We start from the raw sequence: 12,093 nt of genomic DNA, 5'->3' as shown, positions 1-12,093 counted from the left end.
TTGCTGGCAGAGTTCGCGGAGTTCTCACTAGCAGGGTTCACTACGTTCTCATCGACTCCTCGGACCGAGTTCTCTCAGACGGACACGTCTCGCCGAAGACCTATACCCACCCACCACCAACCGTATTCCATGCGACAGGCAGACGAAACCACCCGACAGCGTATCGCCGACGCGCTGAGGGCGGAGCAGGCCAGCGCCAGCACGCTCGCCGAGGACCTCGCCGTGCCGCGCTCGACCGTCTACGACCACCTCCGGCACGTCGCCCGGTCGCTCGACGGGACCGACGAGCAGTTCCTCGTCGCCCCGCCGGAGTGTGCCGACTGCGGCTTCGCGGACTTCGACGACCCGGTGAACCACCCCTCGCGGTGTCCCGATTGCCGGAGCGAGAGTATCGACGAAGCGGTGTTCAAAGTCGAGTGAGACGACTGTACGCCGGGACTGCGGTCGGGGTCGGTAAGTACGACTGAATCGTTCTCGGTCTGAGATGTGTGGACTACTCGAACGCGACCACGACAACACAGCTCCTCGATCTAGCGCATCTACGAGACGACCGTAACAACACCGCGACAACAACGCTCCTCAATCTAGCTCACCTACGAGACGACCGTAACAACAACGCTACTCGTCGTAGGACACGGAACCGCGACCGCACCGCAATCCGCGACCGCACCAGCACCGCTACTCGATCTAGCGCACCTACGAGACGACCGCAACCGCACAGCAACCGCCACCGCACCGCAATCGCACGAGCCACGACCCTCCCCAACTGACTGCGCTTCTCAAACAGTGGCGCGCCCACGAGGGGCGCGCCGTACTGCGATGCTCATCCACCGGAAATCTTCGATTTCCGAGCCTTCGTTCGCAGGCTCACGAAGACCTCGCACGCGTCAAGTCGCGCGCGCCGACCGCAACCGCCGACAGAGAACTCAGTTCACGAGACAGAAGGAACCCGGTGAGTCGATTCGGCGTCTCGTGTTCTACTCCACGTCCATCTCGGCGAGCAGGGTCTCGGCCGCTTCGGTCGAGGACCCCGGCCCACGCGCAGTCACCAGATCACCGTCGACCGTGACGCTGGTGTCCTGATCGAGTTCGGCGTCCCAGATACCGCCGGCGGCGACCACTTCGTCTTCGACCCAGTAGGGGAGCTTTCGGCCGTCCGGCATCAGGTCGTTCTCGTCGACGATGCCCTCCTCCCACTCGTTCGGGAAGCCGGTGATCTCGCGTCCCTCCACGAGGAACGAGCCGTCGGCCTCGCGGGTGAAGGCGAGGATGCCGACCGCGTGACAGACGACCATCGCGTGGCCCTCGTCGCCGGCGACCGCCGTCAGGAGTGCCTGCCGGGCGTGCCGGTCCTGGTTCACGTCCCACTCGGTGCCGTGGCCGCCGGGGAAGACGACCGCGTCGTACTCCCGTGGATCGACCGCGCCGAGCAGTTCCGGATCGTTCAGTCGCTCGTCGTTCTCGTGGACGTCGAGGACGTGTTCGGCCATCTCCTCGCCGACCTCGTCGGGATCGACCGACCGGTCGTCGACCATCGGCTTCTCGCCGGTCGGCGTGGCGACGGTGATGTCCACACCGGCCGCGTCGAGTGTCGTGAGAGGTTCGATACACTCCTCGCCCCAGTACCCCGCTTCGCTGACGATGAACAGTGCAGACGACATCGACCGGCCGTTCGGTCCGGAGCCGTAAAGGTCGCGCGGGGCCGGCAAGCGACACGGGGGTCGGCGACCGGAGTGTGATCGACGCGTCGGCGGTCACGACAGGACGCTGACGGCTCCCGGTTTTATCACGGAGAGGCGCGTACTCCGAGGGCATGGGACTCACGTACGAGGACTTCCTCGACCTGTCGTACGAACCGCGCGATTCCGATCTCGTCTGCCGGTTCCGGATCGACCCTGCCGACGACCAGACGATGGAGAGCGCCGCGAGCCGTGTCGCCAGCGAGTCCTCGAACGGGACCTGGGCCGCACTCGACACCGGCGAGGACTTCACCGACATGGGCGCGACCGCCTTCGCCATCGACGGCGACGAGATCGGGGTCGCGTACCCCCCCGGCCTCTTCGAACCGGGCAACATGCCGCAGATCCTCTCCTGTATCGCCGGGAACATCATGGGCATGAAGGCGGTCGACACGATCCGTCTGCTGGACTGTGAGTGGCCCCGCGAGGTCGTCGAGGGGTTCACCGGCCCCGGCTTCGGCTCCTCGGTTCGTGAGGAGATCTTCGGCGTCGAGGACCGCCCGATCACCGCGACGGTGCCGAAACCGAAGGTCGGCCTCTCGACGAAGCGCCACGCCGAGGTCGGCTACGAGGCGTGGATCGGCGGGCTGGACCTGCTGAAGGACGACGAGAACCTCACGGACCAGTCGTTCAACCCCTTCGCCGACCGACTGGCGGAGAGTTTCGACGCCCGCGACCGCGCTCAGGAGGAGACCGGCGAGGTCAAGAGCTACCTCATCAACGTCACCGCCGACACCCAGACCATGCTCGAACGCACCGACATGGTCGCCGAGGCGGGCGGCGAGTACGTGATGGTGGACGTGGTGACGACCGGCTGGGGCGCGGTCCAGACGGTCCGCGACCGGTGTGAGGAACTCGGCCTCGCGATCCACGCCCACCGCGCGATGCACGCCGCCTTCGACCGCTTGCCACACCACGGCGTCTCGATGCGCGTCCTCGCGCAGATCAGCCGACTCGTCGGCGTGGATCAACTCCACACCGGCACGGCGGGGCTCGGTAAGTTGGCGAACGAGGACACGGTCGGGATCAACGACTGGCTTCGCTCCGATCTGTACGGGATGCGCGACGTGCTGCCGGTCGCGTCCGGCGGGTTGCACCCCGGACTCGTGCCGAAGCTACTCGAGGCGACGGGCCCGAACATCTGCGTGCAGGCCGGCGGCGGCGTCCACGGCCACCCGGAAGGAACGGAGGCCGGCGCGCGGGCGCTCCGGGCGGCGGTCGAGGCGGCGGTGCTGGACGAACCGCTCGAAGTGCGGGCACAGGAGTCGCCCGAGTTGGGTGCCGCACTGGAGAAGTGGGGGACCGAGACGCCGCGGTGACCTGACCGACTCGGCAGCATCGGTCGCCTCCTCGAGACTCGACCGAAGAACGCTGCTCCGCCCGCCGTCTACACGTCGAGCGAGTCTGGATCGACGACCATCTCCTCGGGGCCCTCGCCGACCGCCACGTCACACACCTCGTCGGCGGCCGGGAACACCACGGTCGCCCCAGCGAGCAGTGGCGCGATCACGCCACCCGCGACGACACCGGGGTCCGACAGCGACCCCCGAACCGCCACCTCGTCGTGCTCACCCAACCCGGTCTCGGCGACGACGCGTCGCGCGACCGCCAGCAGGTCCTCGTGACTCGACTCGCTCCCGTCGGCAGTCAGTAGTGCCGGGGACTCCGGATCGACCTCTGTCGGCGGGAACGCGGGGTTCTCGCTCCACACCTCCTGCTCCCAGTGGGCTACCTGCGGCGACTCCGGCGACCCGCCGTACACCGCCAGTTTGTGGCCCGGCGGGAGCGAGAACGCCGACTCGCGCTCGACCGGGACGACCGTCGCCCGAGGCGGGTCCCCACCCACCTCCGGCCGACGCGAGACACCCGGATCGAAGCGCGTCGCCGCGCCCAACTGCACCGCGCCGAAGAAGGTGAGGGTGGGTTCCGGCACCGGGTCGGGTTCGACCGCGACGGTGTCCCCGGCCCGGACGCCGAGGTAGCGCAGGAAGTTCCCGGCTTTGTAACTCGTCGTACAGAAGTCGTGGTAGCTGTACCGACGCCCCCCGGCGGTGCGCAGTGCGGGGTGGTCACTCCGGCGCTCGCGGGCGACCAGGTCGCCGAGAACGTGCATAGCAGTCGTTGGGACGCCACGGGCAAAAGCGTCGCGCGTCACGCCGACGGTGACGACGCCCTCGTGTGGTTTACCGTGCGCCCTGGTCGAGACACTGCGGAGCGCCCGTGGTCAGGGTGCGCCGGCGATCACGAGGCGACTCTCTCCGTCGCCGTTGTGGATCTGCCGGACGCTGTCGGGGGCGACCCGGACCGCATCACCCGGTGACAGCGGCACCTCCTCGCCGTCGACCGTCAGCGTCGCCGACCCGGAGACGAGGAAGTACACCTCCTCGTGGCCCATCTCGGCGTGGTCGTGTTCCTTGCCGATCCAGCCCGGTTCACAGTCGACGACGGTGAACCCCAACTGTTCGGCGTCGAGTGGGTCTCGCAGGAAGTGCATCGCGTCCGCGACCGCGTCTGTGTCGGTGACGTTGACTTTCGTGTGGGACATCAGGTTCGACTACGTCGCCGATCGGCAAAAGCTTCGGTCCGATCGCCGGACGCTCCGCCCCAGCGTTGGGTGGGTCCTACCGCTCTACGTCGACCGCGCCGTCGATCGCGATCCAGCCCTCCGTGTTCCCTTCCTCGGTGAACACCAGTCTCCCCGGTCTGCTCTCGTAGGCCGACACCGACGCGGCGGGCTCCGAACTGGGTTCTTCGCCCCGCAAGCGCGCCGGTTCGTCGTCCGGTTCCGTCTCCATGATCCGTGGTAGGTAGCCACGCGGCTATATGGCTTTTGGTTCGCCTAAACCTGGCTGTGTGTCCGGTGGTTCCGCCGAGAATCGCATGCGGGCAGTGTGCTCTCGGTCGGCGACGGTCGGGCCGACCGGCCGACTCCCGCTGTCAGCGACCGATGCCGACACCGGAGATGCAGGTACAGGAGACGCCCGCCTCCTCCAGTGCGTCGACGAACACCGACAACCCGACCGCGTCGCTGGCGATGTGGCCGGTGATCACGAGGTTCTTCTCGTCGCCGTACTGTTCGCGCAACTGCTGGGTGTCGTCCGCGCCGACGTGGATGTAGAGGACGGTGTCGACGCCGTGGTCGTAGTACGCCTCGGCGACCGACGCCCCGCCGTTCGTCCCGGCGGCGTGGTGGACCGCCACCTCGCCGAGTTCGGCGTCCGCGTCGCCGAGTCGCACCTCAATGTCGGTGTCGGCGTCCCGGAACGCCGGGAACGCCTCCCGCAGCGCGGTGCGGAAGTCGCCGACCGTCGCGTCGTCCGGAAGGTCCTCGGCGACCGCCACGAAGGCTCGACGACCGATCTCGTCGGGCGCGAGGTGGACGTTCATGTACGGCTGGTCGAGCAGTTCGGCGACACTCGGATCGTGCCGGTAGTTCGAGGCGTGTGCCGAGTGGTCCAGTCGCTCTCGGAGGTCGGCGATGGCGTCCTCGGCGGCGTCCTCGGGCACGCCGTGGTCGGTCATGAGGTCGACCTGGCGGTCGAGGACGTCGGTGAACTCCAACCGCGCGTCGTCGCCGACCGGGTGGTGAGCCAGTGCGAGGTCGTACCCCTCGCTGGCCGCGAGTTGGATCTCCGGGCTCTCCAGGTCGATACCGACCAGTGCGGTCTCGATGTCTTCGCCGGGAACGTAGACGGTGCTGTCGCCCGGCACCTCGTCCCAGTCGACGAGTGACAGGCTCAACTCCATGATCTCCTCGGTCGTGAGTCCCATGACCCGTGCCACGGCCGACGGCAGGGGAAAGCCAGTGGTTCCGGCAAGCGAGACGGGATCGCGGACGAGAGCGGGTGTGCGCGGACCCCGAGAGAACAGCAGTCGAGACGCTTACAGCGGGAGCCAGTCGGTGTGCAGGTCGCGGTCGGGGACGTGCCAGCGCTGTTCCGGCCGATCGCCGTCGATCCGGAGTTCGACCACCGCGTCGAACGCCGGGGCCAGTTCGACGACCACGTCGTCACGCCGCCCGGCGGCGAGGTGGTAGTGAGCCATCCCGCGACACGATCGGACACGCCCCGTGATCGTGTGGAGGAACCGTCGAACGGCGACGCTGTCGTTCTCGGCGACGAGCGGCGTCAACGAGTCGAAACAGAGCCGAAGCTCCGCCGGGTCGAGTTCGTCGGCGCGGTCGGTGAAGACCCCGATCTCCTCGTTGATGGCGCAGGCGAGTGTCGCCAACCCACGCTCCGCGACGTGTCTGCGGGCGACTCCGCCGGCAGTCGACTCGGGCGACTCGGTCGACGTGGTGGAGCTGTCGACCGTCGCGGCGGCACTCCGGGTCGGCGTGGGCCGGGTGACGAGGCGCGTCGTCTCCGGCGTGATCGCCCCGTCACAGTCGTCGAGACACGACGCGGTGCCGTCGGTCTCGACGAACAACCGGCGGCGCGTCCGGCCACTGGCGTCACCGAGCAGTCGGCGACAGATCGCAGACCGCGCACGGTCGGAGGGCGGGCCGACGACGAGCAGGTTGCTCCCTCGACGCTTGAACTCCTCGAGGGCATCGGCGAACGACGTGTCCGTTCGACTCTCGTGGGCCATCCTTTCAGATAGGTGCGGACCGATGTACAATAAATATTGTGTCATCCGACAGTATGGTCACGTGTCACCCGCCGCCCGACCGGAACCCGACAGCGGTTTCACCGGGCCTTCCGAAGACGCCGTGATGACCGACTCGTTGTTCAGCCCGCTCACACTGCGGGAGACACAACTCCCGAACCGGATCGTGGTCTCGCCGATGTGTCAGTACTCCTCGCCCGACGGTCTGGCGACCGACTGGCACCTCGTCCACCTCGGCAGTCGGGCGGTCGGCGGTGCCGGCGTCGTGATGACCGAGGCGACCGCCGTGGAACCGCGCGGCCGCATCTCGCCGCAGGACCTCGGCATCTGGAGCCGCGAGCACGCAGAGGCGCTCGCACCTGTCGCCGACTTCGTTCGCTCACAAGGAGGGGTCCCGGCGATCCAGTTGGCGCACGCCGGGCGGAAGGCCTCGACGAGTCGACCGTGGGAGGGCCACGGCCCACTCCAGCCAGAGGGAGAGGGGTGGGAAGTCGTCGGCCCGAGCGACACGCCCTACCCCTACGACGACGAGGCACCGCCGACACACGCGCTGGACCGCGCGGAAATCGGTCGCGTGATCGACGCGTTCGCCCACGCCGCCGAGCGCGCGCTCTCTGCCGGGTTCGAGGTCGCCGAGGTTCACGCCGCCCACGGCTACCTCCTCCACGAGTTCCTCTCGCCGGTGACGAACGACCGCGACGACGAGTACGGCGGGAGTTTCGAGAACCGGACGCGCCTCGTCCGGGAGGTGACCGCCGCGGTCCGACAGGTGTGGCCGGACGACAAACCCGTCTTCGTGCGCATCTCCGCGACCGACTGGCTCCCGGACCGGGAGTCGTGGGACGTCGCACAGTCGGCTCGGCTCGCGCCCCTGCTGTTCGAGGCCGGGGCGGACCTGCTGGACGTGAGCGCCGGTGGCATCCACCCGGACCAGCAGGTGCCGGCGACCGGGCCGGGCTACCAGGTGCCCTACGCCGAGACGATCCGCGAGCATCTGCGCGACGAAGACGTGCCGATGGCGGTCGGCGCGGTCGGCGGGATCACGGAACCGGTACAGGCCGAGGAACTGATCCAGAACGAGCGTGCCGACGTGGCGATTCTCGGGCGTGAACACCTCCGGAACCCGTACTTCGGGCTGGAGGCGGCCGACGAACTGGACGCCGACGCCGAACCGCCGGTGCAGTACCGGCGCGGGTTCTGAGATCCGCGCTCGAAGGCTTATACGGCGCGGGGTGCAACCGTCGGGTATGAGTACCCGCAGTGACGAAGACCTCGCCGACCTCCTCGACGAACTGGAGACGACACTCTCCGACCTCCGTGCCGAACTCGACACAGAGCGTGGTGGTCGAGGTGGCCGGAGTCGCGCCGGTGACCCGCCGCGTCCGCCTCGCCCGCCGTCGATGAGCGACCTGTTGCGGTTCACCGAGGAGTACACCATCCCGGCAATCGTCACCCTACTGGAGGCGAACATCCGGGCGCTGAAGGCGACCCAGCGCGTCCTCCGGATGGCCGACCCGGAGCGCGCGGCGAGAGCCGAGTCGGCGAACGCCCGCGACCGACTGGACGACGCCGGCCGAACCGCGCTCTCGCAACTGGAGCGCAGTCTGACCGATCTCTCGGATGCCCTCTCCTCGGCCGACCTGCCGGCCGATCCGGAGTCGCGCGACATCGTGGAAGACGCCCGGAGTCTGACCGACGAGATCGAGGACCGGATCGCCGAGGCGCGTGAGCGTCGTGAAGAACGTGATCGTGGTTCTGGTCGGGATTCGACTCGGGATTCGAGTCGAGACGAGCGAGGCTCCGACTCGGGTGTCGGGCGAGACGACCGTCGGGAGCGAGATGCCGGGAGTCGTGACCGTGGCATCGCCATCGACGTTCGTGAGGAGGGTGACGAATCGAGTGACGTGGGCGAGACGGGGAGTGACGAGACGGCGACGACCGAGCGAGCGTCGGCGTCGGCGGACGCTGGCGAGGAGGAAGACGTGGACGTGGAGGCCGAACTCCAGTCCATCAAAGACGAACTCGGGCAGAACGGTGCAGACGAGGAGGGTAAGTCGGGCGAGGATGCTGGTGACGAGGACCGGTGAGACTCGGGTGTTCGAGTGATCGGTTGGACTGATGGAGGTCGTGACGCGAACAGCACTGCTACTGTTACTCGGTTGAGCGTACCGAACAGCGGAACCGCGACCGCCATAGCACCGCTACGACGAGTAGCGCAGGGACCCGCACCGCAGACCGCGACAACACCGCAGACAGCACCGGCACCGCTACTCGATCTAGCGCACCTACCAGCGCACCCACACCGCAGACCGCACCTCGATCCTCCCCAGCCTCGAATCGCTCTCCGCACCGCCCGCGATTCTCCCTCGCGCGTTTCTCGCGCGCCGACCGCAAACCACACCGGGACAGTCTGACGAGATTTCAGCTCACGACACGCTTACCAGTCGAGTGGGCTGGCGCGACACTTCGGCGGCGTGGGGCCGCCTCGGGCGAGCCCCGTGTCGCGCCGACGGTTGCAGGTCGGCACGACGCTGAAACCGACTGGTCCACCGATTGTCGCATGATGGGTGGCAAAATCCCTCGGGCGGGACTGAAAGGGGCCGCGCTCTCGATCCATCCCGGACGACGGAAGCAGGGCGGGACCGGAGGTCCCGCTGGAAACCGGCGCTCCGCGCCGGTGACGAAGACTCGGGAGAGCTTGTCTCTCCCGGTGGTCGAGAGCGCGGGGGCTTTCACCTCTTGTTCTCACCAACTGATTCGACATCATCCACATCGCCACAGGGCTTTCACCCCTCGTCATCTGCGACCGACTCGACCCAGTTCCAACCAGCGACCGATTCGACAACCCACACATCGAAGTACGCGTACCAGTCATCGAAGCCGTTAAGCGCAGACCTGCCGAACCCCCGCCCATGCAACACCTGATCGTGCGTGGCGATCCCGGCATCCGGAAGGACGCCATCATCGAGTACGACGGTGAGGAGCAGATCTGTTTCTCGATCCAGCGACAGGGCGACTACCACGGACCCGAGGAAGTCCAACTGTGGTGTGTCATCGGAAGCGAGGACGAACGCGAAGACTACATGAAGCGGAACTACGTCCCCCACTGGCTCGACGTCGAGTCCATCGACGCCGAGGCCCTGACCGTCATCAAGGGCCGCAGCGAACTGTCGGTCTGAGTCGACGCCCCGACCGCGACTTCTCCTCCCGCCGCTCACTCGGCCAGCGCCGACTGGTCCACCCGGTAGATGGTCACCGACCCGGACTGGTGAGCGACCTCGACACCTTGCAGGCCCGAGAACGACCGCACCTCACCGTAGCGTAGCCGCTCGGCCGGGCCGACCCAGACGTACTGCACGTCGTACTCGGCTAACAGTCGCACTCGCGTCTCGGCGTCACCCTGGTAGACGAGGTCCACGTCCCGGACCCGCGAGTCGTAGGCCGCCTGCCCGCGATAGCCGACCTCGTGTGCCCACCCGGCGACCGTCGGTACGCCGGTCATGCTCGCGGCGGGGCTCGCGTCCCACGTGTACATCCCCGGTTCGGCCTGTCCGCCGCCCGCCGGTGCGGTGTAGGCCCCCGGTGCGGAGACCATCGTCGGGGTGCCTTCGGCGTTCCGATCGAGCCACCGGATCGCGGTCGCCTCCTCGGGATGCTGGTCGTCCACGTACGCCGTCGCGTCCAGTGTCGGGTCGCCGCCGACCGAGAGGTGACCCGACAGCGCCAGCCCCCCGTAGACGGACGTGGAGACGACCAGCAGGGCGACGAAGCCGACCGCCGCGACCTGTCGGACACCCTGTCGATCCACGCCACCCGAGAACGACGCCCGGAGCGACTCGAGCGAGGGCACCATCGACGCGAGCGCCGCGCCGAGTGCGACCGCCCAGAGTCCCCAGACCTGCGAGTAGGTCTTGAACACCGTGTTCATGCGCCCCGGTCCGGCTTGCTCGTTCAGGTAGACGACTTCGACCGCCAGCACCAGTCCGGCCCCGCCGATCATCAGCACCGTCTCGTAGCCCACGTCGTCGCGGAACCGGAGCGCGACCCAGCCGAGCAGCAGCACCGGGCCGACGAGTCCGAGCGCGGGGAACGTCGCCAGCGTGCCGAGACCGACGACCGCGAGGAGTCCGACCGCCAGCAGGACCGGTCGCTCCGGATCGAGGCGGGCGAGCAGGAAGGCGAGAAAGCCCGCGAGGAACGCGCCGTGGACGATGAGCAGCGCGCCGAACCCACTGCGGTCCAGCGCCGGCCAGAGGTCGATCGCACGCTCGCCGCCGCCGGTCGCCGACAGCAGGAACGGCGCGGCGAGCAGGAAGCCGAGCAGGCCCGCGACGCCGGCGACGACCAGCGCACTCCCGACGCGCGTCAGTTCGACGCGGGCCGGCGAGCCGACGAGTGCCGTCCGTGATCCTACGGTCGCCGGCTCAGCGGTCGCGCCGCCGAACCCTCCGCCGTCCGACGCCAGTTCCTCCGGATCGGTCAACTCATCGGGGTCGCGCCGGGCGACACCGACCGCGCTCCGAACGCGAGTGGCGACGCCGGCCGGGAACAGCGAGAGTGGGTCGCTGGGCGCGAACAGCACCGCGAGCCACAGGAGACCGAAGACCGTCGGGAAACTCCACGTGTGGATCACGGCCTGTAGCCCACCCAGCAGTGGAATCACGCCGAACGCGAGCAGTCGCCTGCGCGTGAGGTCTCTCGTGGGGGTTCGGTAGTAGCTGAAGCCCACGGCGGCCGCGAGCAGGAGAAACGTCGGTCCCATCATGTGGGCGTGGAGGTCGCCGTTCAGCCAGCCGAACAGCGGGAACTCGTTGATCGTGCCGGGGATGATCCGGCTCGCGGTCCAGTAGTTGAACTCGTCGACACCGAGGAGAATCTGCCGGGTCGTCAACTCGCCGGCCCGCGCCGCGACCGTCTCTGCCGCGTTGGTCCGCAGGGGCTCCGGGAGACTCGACAGCACCAGTCGCCCGAACGTGGCGAGGTTGCTGGCGACCCCGACGAAGAACGCACCGAGCAGTCCGGCCACAGTGCGGGAGTGGCCACGGGCGTCGGCGACCGCGCCGGCCAGATCGTAGGCGGCCGTCACGAACGTCGCGTAGAACAGCGCGAGACCGAGGTTGTACGCGAACTCCGGAGGCGTCGCGGTCAGTTCCGAGACGCTGTGGACGAGGAGATGGCCGCCGTAGTAGTAGCTCACTGCCTCGCCCGCGAACCAGAAGTCCTCCGGCGGCAGGCTGTCGGCGCGATCCAGCGCGTTCAGCAGGCCGAAGTCGAGGAACTTCTCGCCGCCGGCCGGGATCGCGCCGGGGTCCACGGCCCGAATAGCGATCACGAGCAGGAAGGCGGCGGTGAAGACCCCCAGCACGCGGGGGTCGAGGTCGTACTCCAGATCGGGGGCGACCTCGACCTTTCCCTCGCGGAGGGTGTCCCGGTCGAGACCCGAGAGCACGGCGAGCAGGAGGAGGACCGCGACACCGGCGAGCACGGTCGGCAGGCCGTAGGCGAGGTGGCCGAGCCAGTAGATCACGGTCCCGAGCACGACGAGTGCGACGGGGAGCGCGAAGCCGACGCCGCGACCGGCGAGGCGGGGGAACAGGCGGGCCGAGAGGGGGAGACCGAGAAGCCCGAGTCCGATGGCGGCCAGCCACCAGAGGGCGACGAGAGCGTACTCCATCGACTGGCAGAGGGGCACGCCCCGGCATACGCTTTTTGGGTTGTCGAGCGCGCCGAGTCACCCCGGAGTCGC

At 68.4% G+C, this 12,093-nt stretch carries 12 protein-coding genes; 5 read left to right on the top strand and 7 right to left on the bottom strand.

The window, feature by feature from the left end; translation table 11 throughout:
* The first annotated feature begins 129 nt into the window (after window positions 1–129).
* Complete coding sequence (locus LI337_RS09675) at window positions 130–420, top strand: transcriptional regulator (RefSeq protein ID WP_227229639.1); 291 nt, start codon at window positions 130–132, stop codon at window positions 418–420.
* 557 nt (window positions 421–977) lie between these two features.
* Here the strand turns inward: LI337_RS09675 and LI337_RS09670 are convergent.
* Window positions 978–1,661 carry a type 1 glutamine amidotransferase domain-containing protein gene (locus LI337_RS09670; protein ID WP_227229638.1) on the bottom strand — a complete coding sequence of 228 codons (684 nt, stop codon included), beginning with the start codon at window positions 1,659–1,661 and terminating at the stop codon, window positions 978–980.
* Window positions 1,662–1,813: 152 nt separating this feature from the next.
* On the opposite strand from LI337_RS09670, the gene rbcL reads away from it, so the two are divergent.
* Complete coding sequence (gene rbcL / locus LI337_RS09665) at window positions 1,814–3,058, top strand: type III ribulose-bisphosphate carboxylase (protein WP_227229637.1); 1,245 nt, start codon at window positions 1,814–1,816, stop codon at window positions 3,056–3,058.
* 68 nt (window positions 3,059–3,126) lie between these two features.
* Here the strand turns inward: rbcL and LI337_RS09660 are convergent, their stop codons facing one another.
* The 5 genes from LI337_RS09660 to LI337_RS09640 all read right to left on the bottom strand — a co-directional run bounded on the left by LI337_RS09660 (window position 3,127) and on the right by LI337_RS09640 (window position 6,329).
* Entirely contained in the window at window positions 3,127–3,852 is a 726-nt protein-coding gene (locus LI337_RS09660) for an AMP-binding protein (protein WP_227229636.1), read from the bottom strand.
* A gap of 111 nt (window positions 3,853–3,963) precedes the next feature.
* Entirely contained in the window at window positions 3,964–4,284 is a 321-nt protein-coding gene (locus LI337_RS09655; protein ID WP_227229635.1) for a cupin domain-containing protein, read from the bottom strand.
* 76 nt (window positions 4,285–4,360) lie between these two features.
* A complete protein-coding gene (locus LI337_RS09650) occupies window positions 4,361–4,534 on the bottom strand; it encodes a hypothetical protein (RefSeq protein ID WP_227229634.1) in 174 nt (57 codons plus the stop codon).
* Between the two features lie 142 nt (window positions 4,535–4,676).
* Entirely contained in the window at window positions 4,677–5,510 is an 834-nt protein-coding gene (locus tag LI337_RS09645; protein WP_227229633.1) for a Nif3-like dinuclear metal center hexameric protein, read from the bottom strand.
* 111 nt (window positions 5,511–5,621) lie between these two features.
* On the bottom strand, window positions 5,622–6,329 hold the full coding sequence (locus tag LI337_RS09640) for a DUF7504 family protein (RefSeq protein ID WP_227229632.1): 708 nt from the start codon (window positions 6,327–6,329) through the stop codon (window positions 5,622–5,624).
* Window positions 6,330–6,453: 124 nt separating this feature from the next.
* On the opposite strand from LI337_RS09640, the gene LI337_RS09635 reads away from it, so the two are divergent.
* The 3 genes from LI337_RS09635 (at window position 6,454) to LI337_RS09625 (ending at window position 9,526) form a co-directional block, all read left to right on the top strand.
* Window positions 6,454–7,548 (top strand): NADH:flavin oxidoreductase/NADH oxidase, encoded by a 1,095-nt coding sequence (locus LI337_RS09635; protein ID WP_227229631.1) that lies wholly within the window; start codon window positions 6,454–6,456, stop codon window positions 7,546–7,548.
* Window positions 7,549–7,594: 46 nt separating this feature from the next.
* On the top strand, window positions 7,595–8,434 hold the full coding sequence (locus LI337_RS09630; protein WP_227229630.1) for a DUF7547 family protein: 840 nt from the start codon (window positions 7,595–7,597) through the stop codon (window positions 8,432–8,434).
* 825 nt (window positions 8,435–9,259) lie between these two features.
* Window positions 9,260–9,526 carry an HAH_0734 family protein gene (locus tag LI337_RS09625; RefSeq protein ID WP_227229629.1) on the top strand — a complete coding sequence of 89 codons (267 nt, stop codon included), beginning with the start codon at window positions 9,260–9,262 and terminating at the stop codon, window positions 9,524–9,526.
* 35 nt (window positions 9,527–9,561) lie between these two features.
* Here LI337_RS09625 and LI337_RS09620 read toward each other — a convergent pair whose 3' ends face one another.
* Window positions 9,562–12,021 (bottom strand): DUF2298 domain-containing protein, encoded by a 2,460-nt coding sequence (locus LI337_RS09620; RefSeq protein WP_227229628.1) that lies wholly within the window; start codon window positions 12,019–12,021, stop codon window positions 9,562–9,564.
* Window positions 12,022–12,093: the final 72 nt, after the last annotated feature.

Origin of the sequence: Salinirubrum litoreum, from assembly GCF_020567425.1 — an archaeon.
GTDB classification, from domain to species: Archaea; Halobacteriota; Halobacteria; order Halobacteriales; family Haloferacaceae; genus Salinirubrum; species Salinirubrum litoreum.
Note: the sequence above shows the minus strand (reverse complement) of the source record. Positions and strands in the feature narration are given on the sequence as shown.